This window comes from Emticicia sp. 17c (assembly GCF_037153985.1).
Taxonomy (GTDB): Bacteria; Bacteroidota; Bacteroidia; order Cytophagales; family Spirosomataceae; genus Emticicia.
Map to the genome: position 1 here is coordinate 131,126 of NZ_JBBAYI010000007.1, position 14,830 is coordinate 145,955.

Consider the following 14,830-nt stretch of genomic DNA (forward strand, 5'->3'; position numbering starts at 1 on the left):
CAGAATTTTAAAAATGAGAGAATTAAAGGTTAAATTCTTTGCTTATCAGGCGCATCGACAAGGCACGCTCTTGTGTATTTACCGAGTAGTTATATAAAATAAACTCGTCTACACCGTAGCTTTCGCGTAGTTCAAATATCTTTTCTTTGAAATAACTAGGGCAGCCAACTATATTCAGGTAGTCGCCGGCAGCCTTGTAATTTTCGGCCATTTGTTGCGCCTTTTTCATGGTTTTATGGCAAATAATACCTACCACCAGATTCACCTTCGGGTAAACACCATGCTTTTGGCGGTAGTCTTCTTTTAGTTTTTGTAGTTTTTCTTTGGCGAAATCTTTTTCTGACATTTCGTGGCAGATAGAACGAGACAAATTTAACTGGAGGTTTATTACCCGCTCGGCGGTGCGGTAGGCCGATGTGGAGAGTGTCCAGACCTCGGGGGCATAACCTTTATAGGGTGGTACTACTACTCCCTTGCCTTCTTCGTAGAGGTCGTCATCGTCGCGCAGGTAATGAATTAGTTTTGAGAACTTATCTTCAAAACTTTCTTTCATATCGGCTTTGTCATACTCCATGGCATAACTTACCGCCCTGCTGCTAGGCGAGCCATTGGCAATGCCGAGGTCGATGCGTCGTTGAAAAACGTTGTTCAGCATCTTGAAAAACGTAGCCACATGATACGGCGAATACATACCTAACAAAACACCTGCAACGCCTATCTTTATACGATTGGTTGACGAAGCCAGAATGGGAACTACTGCCTGTGGATTTGACCACGCCAGACTTTTCTGCGAAAAATGGTGTTCGCTTATCCAATACCTTGAATAACCCAGATGTTCGGCATCAATAGCCGACTTCACTACGTCATCTAGTTTCATCAGGCTGTTTAGCCCTTGCTGGCGCATCCCAAAGTCTAATATTCCGAATGATAATTTTTCCATAGTAGTTTACGGTTAATGGTTTACAGCAATGTGTCAGGCTAACAGCCAGACTTTCTCCCAATAAGGTTCGTCGTCTGTCAGAGACTCCATCAAAACCAGACTTGACCCCACAAAACCTTCCAGAAAATAGCCTGATATTTCAGTAAAGAGCGATTGCTCCACTTCTTCATCAAACAAGCTGAAAGCAAGGTTAAGCCAATAATGATAGGCTTCCATGTAGAACTGTTGTCCTGAAATTCTGGCCAGATATTTATAATAATACGCAATGCCTGTGGCCCCGTGACAAAACAATGAGCCATGGCAGTGTGCTTGCTTAATATCGCGCACGGGTAAGGTTGATACGCCGATTTCATCGGCTAGTAGTTTAAAATAAGGCTGATTTAAGGCAATACCCGCTTTGTAGAGTAAGTGCATGATGTTCATGTCGCCATAGCACCACCTTAAACCACCGCTATAATTTTTGAGGTTATCAGGGCTATATTGGTGTTGATTCAGAATAATTGAGTTTGGGAAATTGTAATATTCGCCTGTTTCAAAATGCTCGGTATTTCTGAAACTCAGCATAAAAGTTATTCCTTTATTGATGAGTTGCTCGGCTTTTTGTGGAGAAATGCCCGCTTCGTAAAAATTAATGAGCATGAGTAATGTTGAGACCATGCCATGCGATAAGCCAAGATTCACCTCCGACTCCCGACTTAAATCTTTCATATAAATATTCGGGAAATATATTCCTTCGCCCCACGGAACGGCAATTTCTTCTAGTGCTTCAACAAAGGTTTCCAGATAAGCTTTTATTGCAGGATTTTTATCAATCCGGTAATACAGGTAATGAAAAGCTCCGCCACCTCCATGTAGGTAGTCGATATTGCCCTTCCGAATTTTTGTAATAGCATTTTCAAAGACATACTTGTCAATATTGTACAGGAAATCTTGCAGGTCATCTTCAATAAAACCTTCATTTACCAGAATTTCAATGGTTAACCCCAAGCCAGCTAATCCATTCGAGAGCGACGAGTTAAATAACTGGTTATTTTTTTTATGGATAACAATATCCAGAATTGTGCTTAAAAGATTACCTCCCTTTGCCAGAAACTCTTCTCTTTTTTCTGGAATACTTCTGGACGCATAGAAATAGTAAAGAATCTTCCCGATTTCGCCGCGGGTCAGGTTCAGATACTCTGTCGGGTTATTTTCAATATAAGCCGATAACGCTAGTATTGTATCGACTGTCTTGTTTGCTGTTTGTACTTCATGGAGTATCATAGCCTAGTTGGTTTATAAAAGCCATACAAAATCATCGATGTTAATCAGGTGTGGCCTGATGTACATCATGTAAGCAATACCAATTCCGATAATTCCTTCTGAAAAACATACATTCGTGTGGGCGTTCCATGGGTTATAAGCAGCTTTAAAGCCTGCGTAGGGAGTTTCCTGTTTTTCGCCATATTCTACGCTTCGGGCCAGCCAGTAGTTAGTGGCCTCTTGAAAAATAGCCAGATTGGTTAACCGATAAACCTTATGGAAAATAAGCATAAGCCCTGTTGCACCAAACAGAATACTGGCATCTTCAACACGATTAGTTTCCTGTGTTTTGCGTTGTATGGCATGAGTGAGAATATCAATTCCTTTCTGATACCATGCTTTTGTATCAAATACTTGTCCGGCGCGTAGTAGCATATAGCCCACGCCCATGTCGCCATAGCATAAGGCCAGTCGGCTTGGTTCAGGTTTATCAAGTTGGTCTGCAAAAAGGAAGTGTCTGTCTTTTACTTCCTGGCTCAGAATTTTAGTAATTCCCTGTTTAACTAATGGGAGCGTTTGTGTTTTAAAACTTTCATCTATTTCAGAAAGACGTGTAAGAAGCAGAATAACTGCCGCTGACCCATGCGGTAAAGTCAGATAGACACGGCCATCCTCACGGAATTTGGTAGGCCAGTGTATACCCTCAGGCGTTTCAATAGCCTGTTGGGTAAGCTCGTTCACGAGTTTCTGCATAATTGGCTTAAACTTGCTTACGTTGGTAGTGTAACGTCTCAGAAAATAAAGTGCCATCGAAATAGCTCCATTCACAAAACCACCAATGTCGCCGTCGGCCAGATACTCGTTCATTTTTTCTTCCAACGTGTTATCTATATCCTCCAGAAATTCGTTTGGATCAATTTCCAATGAGCCTTTTCTTGAGTAATAGTCTGCCAGCATACCGAGTTCAGAAATATCCAGATAAAAACTCGGGAACGCCTTTTTTCCGATGCTGTCGCAGGCTTCCTCAAAGGCTTCTTTGGCTTTCTTATGATACTCCGAGAGCCCATAATAAAGGCCATAAGCATGATATAGAAAAGATAAACCCAGCGCACCTCTCGACAGCCCGAAGGTGTGCAAATCATGCTGGTGCTTAGGAGCAACTTCCACTATATCCTCTATCTTATAAGCAGCCGTTGTGATATATTGATCGATTGTATATTTTTCGCTCTCCTCTATCATTTGAGTATAGATGATTTTTTGTGTCCAAAATTGGCTATTGCCTGTGTCAACAAAAAAAAAATTATAGAGAGCTATAATTATTATCGACCAAACGAAGTCTTTTTTATATCAAGCAATGTGTGGTACATACGGATTCTGATTTATAGACCACTTTCATGACACTTACCCTAAACTTATTTTCATCTAAACTTTCAGTTATTCTGTATAAAAATCTTTCTTCATTTTATTAAATATCAAAATTTTGTATCGCTTGTTTATCAAGTTTGTGCACAGGCTGGGTAAGCGAGTTATGTTTTGTATGGTTTAACATTAATCTTTATTAAAAAATGAAAAAGAAAACAAATGCTTCGAAATTGTCTTTGGACAAAGAAACAATTGCTCGCCTTAACGAGGAACAACTAAACGCCGACCAAACACAACAAGTAGAAGGTGGTGCTACTGCCTTTACTGCTGGTGGTTCGTGTTGTGGTATTGGTAACACAGGTACTTATACCTCATGCGGCAAATAATCACTGAATAGGGGTTAATCGCCGCTTTTGTTTTTTTAGTTTATTAACTTTTAAAGTTTATTAATCATGAAAAAGAAAAAAGTATCTACCAAGCTGTCGCTCGATAAAGAGACAATCGCTCGTTTGAACGAAGACCAATTATCGGCAGATCAAACTCAACAAGTTGAGGGCGGAGCAACAGTGTTTACCGCAGGTGCCTCTTGTTGTGGTGTTACCAAAACAGGAACTTACACTTCATGCTAATAGATGCCTGAAAGGGCGGCTTTATATAAGTAGCCCTTTTAATAAGCGGCGGCCGTTGGAGCCGTTTCAGAAACCCTTCAGACGGCCGCCTGCTTAGCAATGAAGTAACAAACAACAACACAATGCCACCCGAAAGCTGGTGCATGCAGAATTTCACTCATTTTTTAACTTTTTACTATTAAGAATCATGAAAAAGAAAATCACTTCGAATAGATTAACTCTTGACAAAGAAACTATTGCACAATTGAATGCAGAACAACTTTCGGCAGAACAAGGACAGGAAGTAGTAGGTGGGGCTACCAAATTTACAGGTGGTGCTTCGTGCTGTGGCCCAGATACTTACACCTCTTGCTCAAGATAATCAGGCAGATTTCTGGAAATATGAAAAGGGACATTTACTGAGCGATTGTAGCAAAACAGAATACAATCGCTCGTTTAAATCCCGAAAATTTCCTCAGAAACTATCTTAATCAACTTTTGCAATAACCATTTACTCCAAAAAATATATTTAACTATTAATTAACTTAATCTCGTAAAATCATGAAAAAGAAAAATAACGACGGAAGATTATCTTTAGACAAAGAAACTATTGCACGCCTTAATGCAGAGCAATTATCTGACGAACAAGCCGACCAAGTAGTGGGTGGTGCAACAGGTTTTACGGCTGGGCCATCTTGCTGCAGCGACCAACCTACCGGAACTTACACTTCGTGTGGTAAATAAAATAAACTCCGAAATAACGGATACGCTACCAGAATCTACACCTCATTATCTATAAGAAACATAAGCCGTGGGAATCCCTCGGCTTAGTTTTCCAAACCAATGTGTATGGTTTAACATTGTTTTAGACAATCAAAATTATAAATTTTTCTGGATAACAACAACTACCTGTGCTATTTATACGGTACTGGCAGGTTGGCAATCATGATAATTGTCTTTAACACTTTTAAAACCATGAACTTTAAATCTCAGAATTTCTTCCTTCTTCGTCGCTCAGCATTCCCTGTCAATACATTACTTGACTTGCAAAATAAAGCAGGTAACGACCCCACCACGTTTGAAAAACAACTGATTGAGTTCTTCGTACAGCCTCAGATGTTAGAAGTACTCTATGTGGCTTCGCCAGAGTTATACGAAGCCTTCATCGGAGTACTGGCGGGTACGTATCAGACGGGTATTGATAAACTACTACGGACACTGCATAAATACCTAATCCGAATGACCACCCGCAGCACGCCTTATGGGCTTTTTGCTGGCTGTACTATGGGCAGCCAGGGCTCAGAAACTCGGATAGTTTTTAACGAGCAGAATCCGTGTCGGTTTCATTCACGGCTTGATATGAACTACGTTGCCGAAATGACAACCGATATTATCAGTAACGAAACCATAAAAAAACAACTGAAATTCTTCCCTAATACAAGTTTATACCTGATAGGTGAGGGGTATCGTTACATTGAAAGTACTGTTAAAAATAAAAAACGCAATTATTTACTGGCTTCGGTAGAAAACAGCCCGTATCTGCAAAAAATACTGACAAAAGCCGCACAAGGCAGCACCTTTCAGGAACTCGTAGAAGAACTAATTTCAGATGAATTCAGTCTGGAAGAAATTGAAAACTACGTTAATTCAATTATTGATTCGCAAATACTCGTAAGCGAACTTGAACCTACCACCACCGGAGACGAATTTTTTGATGTACTGATTGAACGTTTGAAAAAACTACAACATACCGACGAAATCAATCAGAATCTGCTGAAAATTAAAGAGCTGCTCCGAACCAACGACAGAGGCATTAAAAAATATCAGGAAATACAGGAGATTATCAGCAAAAACTTTACAACCACTAACAGTAAAGACCTAGTACAGACCGATATGTTCTTTGAGACGGAAGCCTGCTCATTGAGCGACGCTTTCGTGAATACATTAAGTAAAGACCTGAAAAATATTATGCCTTTGGGTTTATCATATTATAATGCCGACATGGCAACTTTCAAAACTAAGTTTTATGAACGATACGAAGAGCAGGAGATGCCTTTACTCTCGGTTATCGACAATGAAACGGGTATCGGCTATGGCAATGTTACTTCAAACAAGGCTGATAACCTGCCTATGCTCGAAAATCTGGCTCTGCCAGCTAATTTCAGGGCAGATAGCACCGAGTGGACAGCCCTTGCCAGATTAAAATATAAGCTATATCAGGAGGCCATCGCGAAAGGCCAGTCGGTTATTCAACTTACCGACCAGCTTATAAACTCTTTTAAAGAAAGCAATGCCATAGAGCCTTCACTAACTAAGGGCTTTTATATATTCGGTAGCCTGATTGCTTCTTCTGTGGAAGAGGTCGATAAAGGCAATTTTAAGTTTAACCTTTATACCATGACGGGCTCGTCGGGTATAAAACTACTGGGTCGGTTTGGGCATGGGAATCAGGAACTAACCGAGAAAATGAGAGAAGCCGCCAAACTGGAAGACAGCCAGTACTCCGACACCATTTATGCAGAAATAGCCCACCTACCCGAAGCTCGTGTGGGTAATATTCTGATGCGCCCGCATTTACGCCCTTATGAAATACCTTATCTGGCTGGATCGGATGTACCGCAAGAATACCAGATTACTCCCGATGACTTGATGGTTTCAATTCGTGGAGAAGAAGTAGTTTTGCGGTCGAAACGCCTGAACAAACGCGTTTTTCCGCGCAGAAGCAATGCCCATAACACAGTTAATGGGTTGCCTGTTTATAAATTTCTATGTGATTTGGAAAATCAGGAGCTTCAGCATTTGTATGGGTGGTCGTGGGGTTTTCTGAACGACCACCCTTTTCTGCCCAGAGTTGAATACCGCCACCTCATTCTTGGCAGAGCAACATGGAATATCAAAAAAGATAATTATCCGGCCCTTCAACAAAAAAACTGCGACTTAAAAGAAGAACTAAGGAAAATCAGAGAACAACTACAACTGCCACGTTATGTACAATTATCAGAAGGAGATAACGAGCTATTGATTGACTTTGAGTGTGATTTTTCGGTACAGATTCTGGCCGATGCCCTCAAAAAATATGATAGAATCAAACTCGTCGAATTTATTGGGCTGGAAGATGAATGTTTTGTGAAAACCTCGGAAGGTTATTTTACTAACGAAATCCTGATTCCGATGCTAAAAGAAACCGAAGCTACCAGTAAGGCTGTGCCATTGGCCCCCAAACCAAGCCCCGTTAAACGGAATTTTATTACCGGTAGCGAGTGGCTATATATTAAGATTTATACCGGTACCAAAACAGCCGATAAAATTCTTACCGGTGTAATTAAACCTTTTGCCGAAGAAATGTTACAGAAGGGTATTATTGAGCAATGGTTTTTTATCAGATACGGCGACCCCGACGAGCATATTCGTGTCAGGTTTAACCATAATACAAAGCCTGATTTCTGGTATATTGTGCTTCAGGAGTTAAATACTCTAATGCAACCTTATATTGATAAAGGCATTGTAACAAAATTCCAGACAGATACCTATAAACGCGAAATTGAACGTTACGGAGACTCTACCATCGAGTTGGTTGAGCGCGTATTTTGTGCTGATAGTAAAGCTATTGTAGGGTTTCTTGATTTGCTCGAAGGGGATGAAGGCGAGCGGTATCGCTGGCTTGTGGCACTTCGTGGCGTAGATATGCTATTGAATGATTTTGGCTACAACCTTGCCGACAAGAAAAACATCATGGAATTAATGCGCGAAAACTTCTTTAAAGAATTTAACGGAAACACCAGCCTGAATAAACAACTTAACGATAAGTATCGCACGCATACGGCCGATATTGAAAGTTTCCTGAAACCGGAAGATGACGAGAAAAATCAACTTTCGGAAACCATCGCGCTATTTGAAGAGAGGTCGGTGCTGATAGGCCAAATAAAAGACGAAATATTAGCCAGACTCCAAGTTGATAAAAACAGGCTTCTGAGTAGCCTTGTACACATGTTTCTGAACAGAATGTTCATTTCAAAGCAACGCGTACATGAATTAGTAGTATATCATTATCTGAAAAAATACTATGAATCTGCATTGGCAAGGGCAAAAAATACAAATAAAATGCCTGTCTGAGAGGGTCTTAATTGTAGCCGCTTGTTAATATTTACAGGTAAAAATACCTGTTCTGATACTATTTTTAACAGATAAAATTGTTTAAACAACTAAGTTTATCGAATATTACTATTCAAAAAAAACAGCTATGAAAAATAAGCTAACATGCTTTATTGTTGATGACGAAAAACCCGCTCATGTTGTTCTGGAAACGCTGATAGCTAAAATTCCGTGGCTTGAACTAACCGGAAAATTTTTTAATGCCATTGATGCCATGGAGGCGTTCGAACGCCAGCAACCCGGCCTTATATTTCTGGATATAAATATGCCTGAACTTACAGGTACCGAATTGCTCGATATTCTGAAATTAAATAAAACACAGGTAATCATGACTACCGCGTATCCACAATACGCGGTAGATGGTTTCAAGTTCGATGTTACGGGCTTTTTATTAAAGCCTATTGGGTTTGATAAGTTCCTGAAAGCTACCTCTAAAGTAAAAATGTTGGCCGAAGCACTCGAAAAACGCCATAATAAACCCGAAGTAGCCGAAGTAGAAATTGACGACCTGCCCTCGTTGTCTGACGAACCCATCAAAGCAGTCATTGAAACCAATCCGCCCGAAGGCATGGGTGGGGGTATCAACGATGATTTCTTATGGGTAAGGGCCGACAGAAAACTTTTCAGGGTGTTTTATAATGAAATTTTTCATGTTGAAGGCCTAAAAGACTACGTAAAGGTATATCATAAAGACGGAATGCTCATTATGCACGGGTCGGTGTCTACAATGGAGGCACAATTACCTCCCAAACAATTTATTCGTGTGCATCGGTCATATATTGTCAACAGAATGATGATAAAAATCATTGATGGCAATACACTTGTGCTGGAAAACAACGAAAAAATACCCATGACAGCCAATAACCGTGATGAACTCATTGGAAAAATAACCGGAGGCAAATTTAGGTAACCATGGATTTACTCACCTATTACAAAAAGCATTATTTGGATGCACCTGCCCATAAAAGGCAAAAAGTCAGAATCGCCTACCATTTGGCTTTCTGGTTGTTTTTTATTGTAAATAACCTTACTTATATTTTTATCTCGACCGATGTGCTATCGAGGGTATCTGACCCCCGCGCTACCATTATATTGACTTTTGTATATTATTTCAGATATGTGCTTATCTATTACCTCATTATAGCAACACACAATTTCTTTAATGATAAACTGCAACTGGCAAGGCTTATTGTGCTAGATATTTTTGCTTCGATGTTTTATTTCCATACCATTACTTACCTGATGTATTATATTTTCGATATAGAAATCGGGATTCAGGGTATTCCGGGTGGATATAAAGTTCTGGGGCTTTTATATTTATCGATAAACACGGCAAATTTCACCTTTCAGGATTTAATAGCCATTATTTTCACAGGCTTTAAAGAGTTCGATTATATGCTCATAGCCATTGTGTTGAAACTGGTTAAGACAATTTTTGAAAAAGAACTGCTGCTTAATAAACTTCAGGTAAATTCGCTCAAAATGGAATTAAGAGTACTTCGGGCGCAGATTAATCCTCATTTTGTGTTTAATGTAATTAATGCGGCTTACGCAAAAATTTTGCCTGTTGACGAAAAATCGTCGGAATACCTCCTCAAAACCAGTGATATTCTGCGTTTTACTTTATACGAAACCGAAGAAGATTTCATTGAGCTTCAGAAAGAACTTGACTGTATTGAAAAATACATTGAACTCGAACACATCAGGCATGAAGAAAGGCTCAAACTGCATTTCAATATCAAAGGAAGCCCCAAAGAAGGGCAACAAATACCCACCTTACTGCTGTTAACACTTGTTGAAAATGCTTTTAAGCATGGCACTCATAGTTCACGGCAGGAGTCATGGATTGATATTCAGATTAAAATTACCGATAATAAGCTATCCATTAATATAAAAAACAGTAAACCGCCACATCCCAAGTTTAAAAACAAAAAAGACACAAACGAAGGAGGTTTGGGGTTAGTAAATCTGCGTAAGCGGCTGGAAGTCTTTTATAAAAAGAACCATCAGTTTATAATAGAAGAAAAAGATAGAGAATTTGCCGTTTTCGTCGAAATTCCGCTCTCTGAAATTAAAGAAAGAAAACCTAAAAGCATATTCATCGAAGAACTAGACAGATTAGTATAATACCTTTGGTTCCCGTTCAAAAGTGTATGAAATTTGAATCAAATATTAATAATCTAAACTATAAATAACCGTTATTCGCTATGAAAAAGAACTTTAACAATCGCCCTCTTGCAATTAAAAAAACAACTATCAGCGAGTTTTCAAACAATAAAAGTCTGGCGGATGTTTTCACGAATGTTACCAGCCGCGTTTGTTCACTGCAAAATCTTTAATTTATCTGATTAATATACGAAGCCCGAGGGAATGCCCCTCGGGCTTCGTGCTTTTTTAACGCTGTTAACACTTCCGTTAAGCCTATTTTTTTATATACTTGCGCAACTGCGTTTTAATCTAAATTCTGCTGCCTCCTGTCTAAATAATTTCATAAACAAGCCTTTCGGGGCTTACTTCGGTACATCAAACTTAAATCGCAGAAACAAATGAGAAAAAGTGTTGACCAGCTTTTGCACGAAACATTCGATGAAGAGCAAAACTCCCCTAAAAGTGGTTGGTTAGAGATACTCTCAACCGACGGCGGCGAAGAAATCAGAGGCGGTGACCGCCCCTATGAGCCTATCATTTATGAAAGCCATACAAGGCGTTCACGGTTTAAATCGTTGATTTTTCTTGAAAAACTCGGACTATAACTATTACATAATTAACCCTTAAAAACTATGGCAAAGAAACGATTCTCGATTAGCCTTTTCGACAAGAAAAACGCGCGTAAATCGCTTGATTCGCTAATGAACGAAGAAGAAACCAAAGTCATTGGCGACGACATCAACGGTGGGTGGAACCAATACAAAGAACCTCCTTACGACGATGAAGAAAAAAAGAAAATGTTGAGAAATAAACCCAGTAAATCTTAAACCTGCTACATGAAAAAAAAGGCGAATATAAAAGGTTTGGTTCTTAAAATCGCCAGCAGGTGCAATCTGAACTGTTCTTATTGCTATATGTACAATCTGGGTGACACCTCTTATCTCAACCAGCCCAAGCATATGCAAAACGAAGTTGTAGATGCCATCATTAATCAGGTTAAAACATATAGTAAGCAGTATAAGGTCGAAGCCTTTGAGTTTATTTTTCATGGTGGCGAGCCATTACTTGCCCCCAAAGCGTTCTTCCGGGGTTTTGTAGCCAAAGCACGTAAAGAATTAGCAGGGATAAGTTTAAGTTTTGGAGTACAAACAAACGGAACACTTCTGGATGCCCATTGGTGTAAATTATTTAAAGAACTCGAAATAGGTATAGGCATTAGCCTTGATGGCCCCGAATCAATAAACGATATATATCGGCTCAATAAAAACGGTAAAGGGTCTTACGAAACAGTACTAAAAGGTATTGAAATTGCCCGAATGCATCAGGTGAATTTCGGCATCCTGTCGGTGGTTAATCCTGAAACAGAAGCAGCACAGCTCTATGATTTTTTTAAATCGTTGCAGATAAAAGCCATTGATTTTCTGTTTCCTGACCACCATTATGACTTCCTTCCGAAGGTATATCGGCAAAAAAATATGTCGCCTCAATATACGCCTTTCGGCGACTGGTGGATAAAACTGTTCGACCGTTGGTTTACAGATACGGAAGATAAACCGGGTATCAGGTTTCTGAGCCAGATTATACTGATGATTATCGGGATAGATAATGGGTTTGAAACCATAGGCCAACAGGAAAACAATTATCTGATTATTGAAACTGACGGAAGCATTGAGGCATCTGACTATCTGAAGGCTTGTGGCGACGGATTTACAAAAGAAGGTAAAAATGTGCTTTTTGATGGATTCGACAAGGCCATTTATGCCAACCTGATAGCACTTCACAGGCAAAGCCATAAGCAATTACCAAAGCGGTGCAGCCAATGCTTTATTAAAAAAGTTTGTGGAGGCGGGCATCTGGCACACAGGTTCAGTCGTTTGCAGGGCTTTGACAACCCATCGGTTTACTGTTTCGACCTCATGAAACTTATTACGCATATTCAGAATGTCATCGTGAAGCGGTTACCCACCGACATCATCAATGCCACCGGCTTATCTCCGATTACTTACGCCGAGGCACTCAAGGCATTGCCGCTTACAAAAGTAGAAACTCATACGCTATAAAAATTAAGGTTATGTTAGGCAATAAATACAAATTTTTCAGCCAGTTAGATTTCATGGATTGTGGGCCAACCTGTCTAAGAATGATTAGCTCGTATTTTGGCAAAGATTACACCATCGATTTTTTACGTGCCAATGCCTACATCTCGCGTTCAGGAGCAAGCATGGTTAACCTGAGTCTGGCTGCCGAGAAAGTCGGCTTCCGAACGCTCATGGTTAAAATAAATTACGATAAACTCACACAGGAAGCTCCGCTGCCGTGTATTCTGCACTGGAATCAGGAACACTACGTGGTTTTATATGATTACGTACGGAAATTTTCATGGTCAAGGTTAAAATTCGAGGAAAGACTCATTGTGGCAGACCCCGGTCATGGTCTGGTATCGCTCGACAAAGAAGTATTTCTCAAATGCTGGACAGCCGATAACCCACAGCAAACAGGCGTGGCACTACTCATGGAGCCTTCGCCAGAATTTTATCAGATAGATGCCGAAGAAAAAGAAAAAAAGACCAACGGGTTTAAATTCTTGCTCCAATACCTGATGCCGTATAAGAAATATCTCTTTCAGATTTTTCTGGGAATGCTCTTTGGGAGCCTTGTAAGCCTTATTTTCCCGTTTCTTACGCAGTCTCTGGTTGACTACGGTATCCACCAACACAACCTCGGCCTCATACACCTTATTTTAATTGCACAACTATTGCTGTTTCTGGGCGGGGTAGGGGTTGATGTTATCCGAAACTGGATATTGCTGCATATCAATACCCGTATTAGTGTGAGTATTATTTCAAACTTTCTGATTAAACTCATGAAGTTGCCTATCAGTTTTTTCGAGAGCAAAAACGTAGGCGATATTACCCAGCGTATCAACGACCACCACCGTATAGAAGAATTCCTGACAGGGCATACCATTAATACCCTCTTTTCAATTCTGAATATCATTATTTTCTCGGCAGTGTTAGGCGTATACAGCGGAAAACTACTACTGGTTTTTGTAATAGGTAGTATTTTGTCACTCTCGTGGGTGTTTTTGTTTCTGAAACAACGCAAAAACCTTGATTATAAACGCTTTCAGCGTATGCGCGAAAACCAGAGTAGCATTTTTGAGCTTATTACCGGAATGCAGGAAATAAAACTCAATAACTGCGAAAGAGCCAGACGCTGGGAGTGGGAACGCATTCAGGCCAAACTCTTTAAAGTAAATATAAAGGGGCTAAGTCTTGAGCAATATCAGGAAGTAGGCTCTACATTCTTTACGCAATCGAAAAATATTATTGTTACCTACATAGCTGCCACGCAGGTAATCAACAACGAAATATCGTTGGGTGTGATGCTTAGTATTTCGTACATCATTGGGCAGTTGAATGGCCCTCTTGGGCAAATCATCGAATTTATTAAAAGTGTGCAGGATTCAAAAATGAGCCTTGATAGGCTAAGTGAAATCCATAATAAATCAGATGAAGAACTGAACGAAGAATTTATTATGAATAAACGAGGCAGCATTGAAAGTTATAGCGAAGCAAACCTCGACGATGCCAGTAGTTCGTTGCGTTACAATAATTTGTTGCTTGATACCGAAAAAGGTATTCAGATTAACAACTTGTCTTTCCGGTATGGCGGGCCACATTCTCCATTGGTACTCAAGAACCTTAACTTATATATTCCGAAAGGAAAAATTACAGCCATTGTGGGGTCGAGCGGGAGTGGTAAAACTACCTTGTTAAAGCTATTGCTAAAGTTTTATCCACCACAAGAGGGCGAAATCAAGATTGATGGCATTGACATGAGCGATTTATCGGCCAGTAACTGGCGGGGTGTCTGTGGCACTGTAATGCAGGACGGCTACATTTTTTCAGATACCATTGTTAAAAATATTGCCGTTGATGGCCAGAAAGTAAATGAAAAACGACTAATGGATGCCGTGCATACGGCCAATATTCAGGATTACATCAAGAAATTGCCCTTGGGTTTTTCAACTAAAATTGGCAGTTCGGGAGCCGGATTAAGTGGTGGGCAACGCCAACGAATCTTTATTGCCCGTGCTGTATATAAAAATCCGCAATATATATTCTTTGATGAAGCCACCAGTGCCCTTGATGCCAATAATGAAACCGTTATTATGGAAAACCTCGAGCGTTTCTTTAAGGGGCGTACGGTTGTAATTATTGCCCACCGTTTAAGCACCGTAAAAAATGCCGACCAGATTATTGTGATGGACAACGGAGAAATCAAAGAAATAGGTAGCCACAAGCAGCTATCAAAACAGAAAGGTTACTATTACCAGTTGGTTAAAAATCAGTTAGAACTCGACGCCGCATAAACC

The 14,830-nt window shown here is 40.0% G+C and carries 15 protein-coding genes; 12 read left to right on the plus strand and 3 right to left on the minus strand.

Annotated elements, in window-relative coordinates; genetic code table 11:
* Positions 1-22 precede the first annotated feature (22 nt).
* The 3 genes from WAA15_RS14650 to WAA15_RS14660 are packed head-to-tail and all read right to left on the minus strand — an operon-like array spanning position 23 to position 3,421.
* Positions 23-940: an LLM class flavin-dependent oxidoreductase gene (locus WAA15_RS14650; protein WP_337043537.1), complete on the minus strand. Its 918-nt coding sequence runs from the start codon at positions 938-940 to the stop codon at positions 23-25.
* A gap of 33 nt (positions 941-973) precedes the next feature.
* Complete coding sequence (locus WAA15_RS14655) at positions 974-2,203, minus strand: lanthionine synthetase LanC family protein (RefSeq protein ID WP_337043538.1); 1,230 nt, start codon at positions 2,201-2,203, stop codon at positions 974-976.
* 12 nt (positions 2,204-2,215) lie between these two features.
* Positions 2,216-3,421, minus strand: coding sequence for a lanthionine synthetase LanC family protein (locus WAA15_RS14660; RefSeq protein ID WP_337043539.1), 1,206 nt, complete (start codon positions 3,419-3,421; stop codon positions 2,216-2,218).
* A gap of 326 nt (positions 3,422-3,747) precedes the next feature.
* Here WAA15_RS14660 and WAA15_RS14665 point away from each other — a divergent pair, with 326 nt between their 5' ends.
* The 12 genes from WAA15_RS14665 (at position 3,748) to WAA15_RS14720 (ending at position 14,827) form a co-directional block, all read left to right on the plus strand.
* Positions 3,748-3,930: a class I lanthipeptide gene (locus WAA15_RS14665; protein ID WP_337043540.1), complete on the plus strand. Its 183-nt coding sequence runs from the start codon at positions 3,748-3,750 to the stop codon at positions 3,928-3,930.
* A 66-nt stretch (positions 3,931-3,996) separates the two neighbouring features.
* Positions 3,997-4,173 (plus strand): class I lanthipeptide, encoded by a 177-nt coding sequence (locus tag WAA15_RS14670; RefSeq protein WP_337043541.1) that lies wholly within the window; start codon positions 3,997-3,999, stop codon positions 4,171-4,173.
* A 187-nt stretch (positions 4,174-4,360) separates the two neighbouring features.
* Positions 4,361-4,534 (plus strand): class I lanthipeptide, encoded by a 174-nt coding sequence (locus WAA15_RS14675; RefSeq protein WP_337043542.1) that lies wholly within the window; start codon positions 4,361-4,363, stop codon positions 4,532-4,534.
* A gap of 179 nt (positions 4,535-4,713) precedes the next feature.
* Positions 4,714-4,896 (plus strand): class I lanthipeptide, encoded by a 183-nt coding sequence (locus WAA15_RS14680; RefSeq protein ID WP_337043543.1) that lies wholly within the window; start codon positions 4,714-4,716, stop codon positions 4,894-4,896.
* 231 nt (positions 4,897-5,127) lie between these two features.
* A complete protein-coding gene (locus WAA15_RS14685; protein WP_337043544.1) occupies positions 5,128-8,265 on the plus strand; it encodes a lantibiotic dehydratase in 3,138 nt (1,045 codons plus the stop codon).
* A gap of 127 nt (positions 8,266-8,392) precedes the next feature.
* Entirely contained in the window at positions 8,393-9,214 is an 822-nt protein-coding gene (locus tag WAA15_RS14690; RefSeq protein WP_337043545.1) for a LytR/AlgR family response regulator transcription factor, read from the plus strand.
* 2 nt (positions 9,215-9,216) lie between these two features.
* A complete protein-coding gene (locus WAA15_RS14695) occupies positions 9,217-10,431 on the plus strand; it encodes a sensor histidine kinase (RefSeq protein WP_337043546.1) in 1,215 nt (404 codons plus the stop codon).
* An 80-nt stretch (positions 10,432-10,511) separates the two neighbouring features.
* On the plus strand, positions 10,512-10,643 hold the full coding sequence (locus tag WAA15_RS14700) for a hypothetical protein (protein WP_337043547.1): 132 nt from the start codon (positions 10,512-10,514) through the stop codon (positions 10,641-10,643).
* 207 nt (positions 10,644-10,850) lie between these two features.
* Positions 10,851-11,057 (plus strand): hypothetical protein, encoded by a 207-nt coding sequence (locus WAA15_RS14705; RefSeq protein WP_337043548.1) that lies wholly within the window; start codon positions 10,851-10,853, stop codon positions 11,055-11,057.
* 27 nt (positions 11,058-11,084) lie between these two features.
* On the plus strand, positions 11,085-11,279 hold the full coding sequence (locus WAA15_RS14710; RefSeq protein WP_337043549.1) for a hypothetical protein: 195 nt from the start codon (positions 11,085-11,087) through the stop codon (positions 11,277-11,279).
* Positions 11,280-11,288: 9 nt separating this feature from the next.
* Positions 11,289-12,512: a radical SAM protein gene (locus WAA15_RS14715; RefSeq protein ID WP_337043550.1), complete on the plus strand. Its 1,224-nt coding sequence runs from the start codon at positions 11,289-11,291 to the stop codon at positions 12,510-12,512.
* A gap of 11 nt (positions 12,513-12,523) precedes the next feature.
* Entirely contained in the window at positions 12,524-14,827 is a 2,304-nt protein-coding gene (locus WAA15_RS14720; protein WP_337043552.1) for a peptidase domain-containing ABC transporter, read from the plus strand.
* The last annotated feature ends 3 nt before the right edge of the window (positions 14,828-14,830 follow it).

Coding starts and splice junctions, on each gene's coding strand:
- WAA15_RS14670 (WP_337043541.1), top strand. CDS start 3,997: ATGAAAAAGAAAAAAGTATCTACCAAGCTGTCGCTCGATAAAGAGACA.
- WAA15_RS14680 (WP_337043543.1), top strand. CDS start 4,714: ATGAAAAAGAAAAATAACGACGGAAGATTATCTTTAGACAAAGAAACT.
- WAA15_RS14660 (WP_337043539.1), bottom strand. CDS start 3,421: ATGATAGAGGAGAGCGAAAAATATACAATCGATCAATATATCACAACG.
- WAA15_RS14655 (WP_337043538.1), bottom strand. CDS start 2,203: ATGATACTCCATGAAGTACAAACAGCAAACAAGACAGTCGATACAATA.
- WAA15_RS14685 (WP_337043544.1), top strand. CDS start 5,128: ATGAACTTTAAATCTCAGAATTTCTTCCTTCTTCGTCGCTCAGCATTC.
- WAA15_RS14690 (WP_337043545.1), top strand. CDS start 8,393: ATGAAAAATAAGCTAACATGCTTTATTGTTGATGACGAAAAACCCGCT.
- WAA15_RS14705 (WP_337043548.1), top strand. CDS start 10,851: ATGAGAAAAAGTGTTGACCAGCTTTTGCACGAAACATTCGATGAAGAG.
- WAA15_RS14650 (WP_337043537.1), bottom strand. CDS start 940: ATGGAAAAATTATCATTCGGAATATTAGACTTTGGGATGCGCCAGCAA.
- WAA15_RS14720 (WP_337043552.1), top strand. CDS start 12,524: ATGTTAGGCAATAAATACAAATTTTTCAGCCAGTTAGATTTCATGGAT.
- WAA15_RS14700 (WP_337043547.1), top strand. CDS start 10,512: ATGAAAAAGAACTTTAACAATCGCCCTCTTGCAATTAAAAAAACAACT.
- WAA15_RS14715 (WP_337043550.1), top strand. CDS start 11,289: ATGAAAAAAAAGGCGAATATAAAAGGTTTGGTTCTTAAAATCGCCAGC.
- WAA15_RS14710 (WP_337043549.1), top strand. CDS start 11,085: ATGGCAAAGAAACGATTCTCGATTAGCCTTTTCGACAAGAAAAACGCG.
- WAA15_RS14675 (WP_337043542.1), top strand. CDS start 4,361: ATGAAAAAGAAAATCACTTCGAATAGATTAACTCTTGACAAAGAAACT.
- WAA15_RS14695 (WP_337043546.1), top strand. CDS start 9,217: ATGGATTTACTCACCTATTACAAAAAGCATTATTTGGATGCACCTGCC.
- WAA15_RS14665 (WP_337043540.1), top strand. CDS start 3,748: ATGAAAAAGAAAACAAATGCTTCGAAATTGTCTTTGGACAAAGAAACA.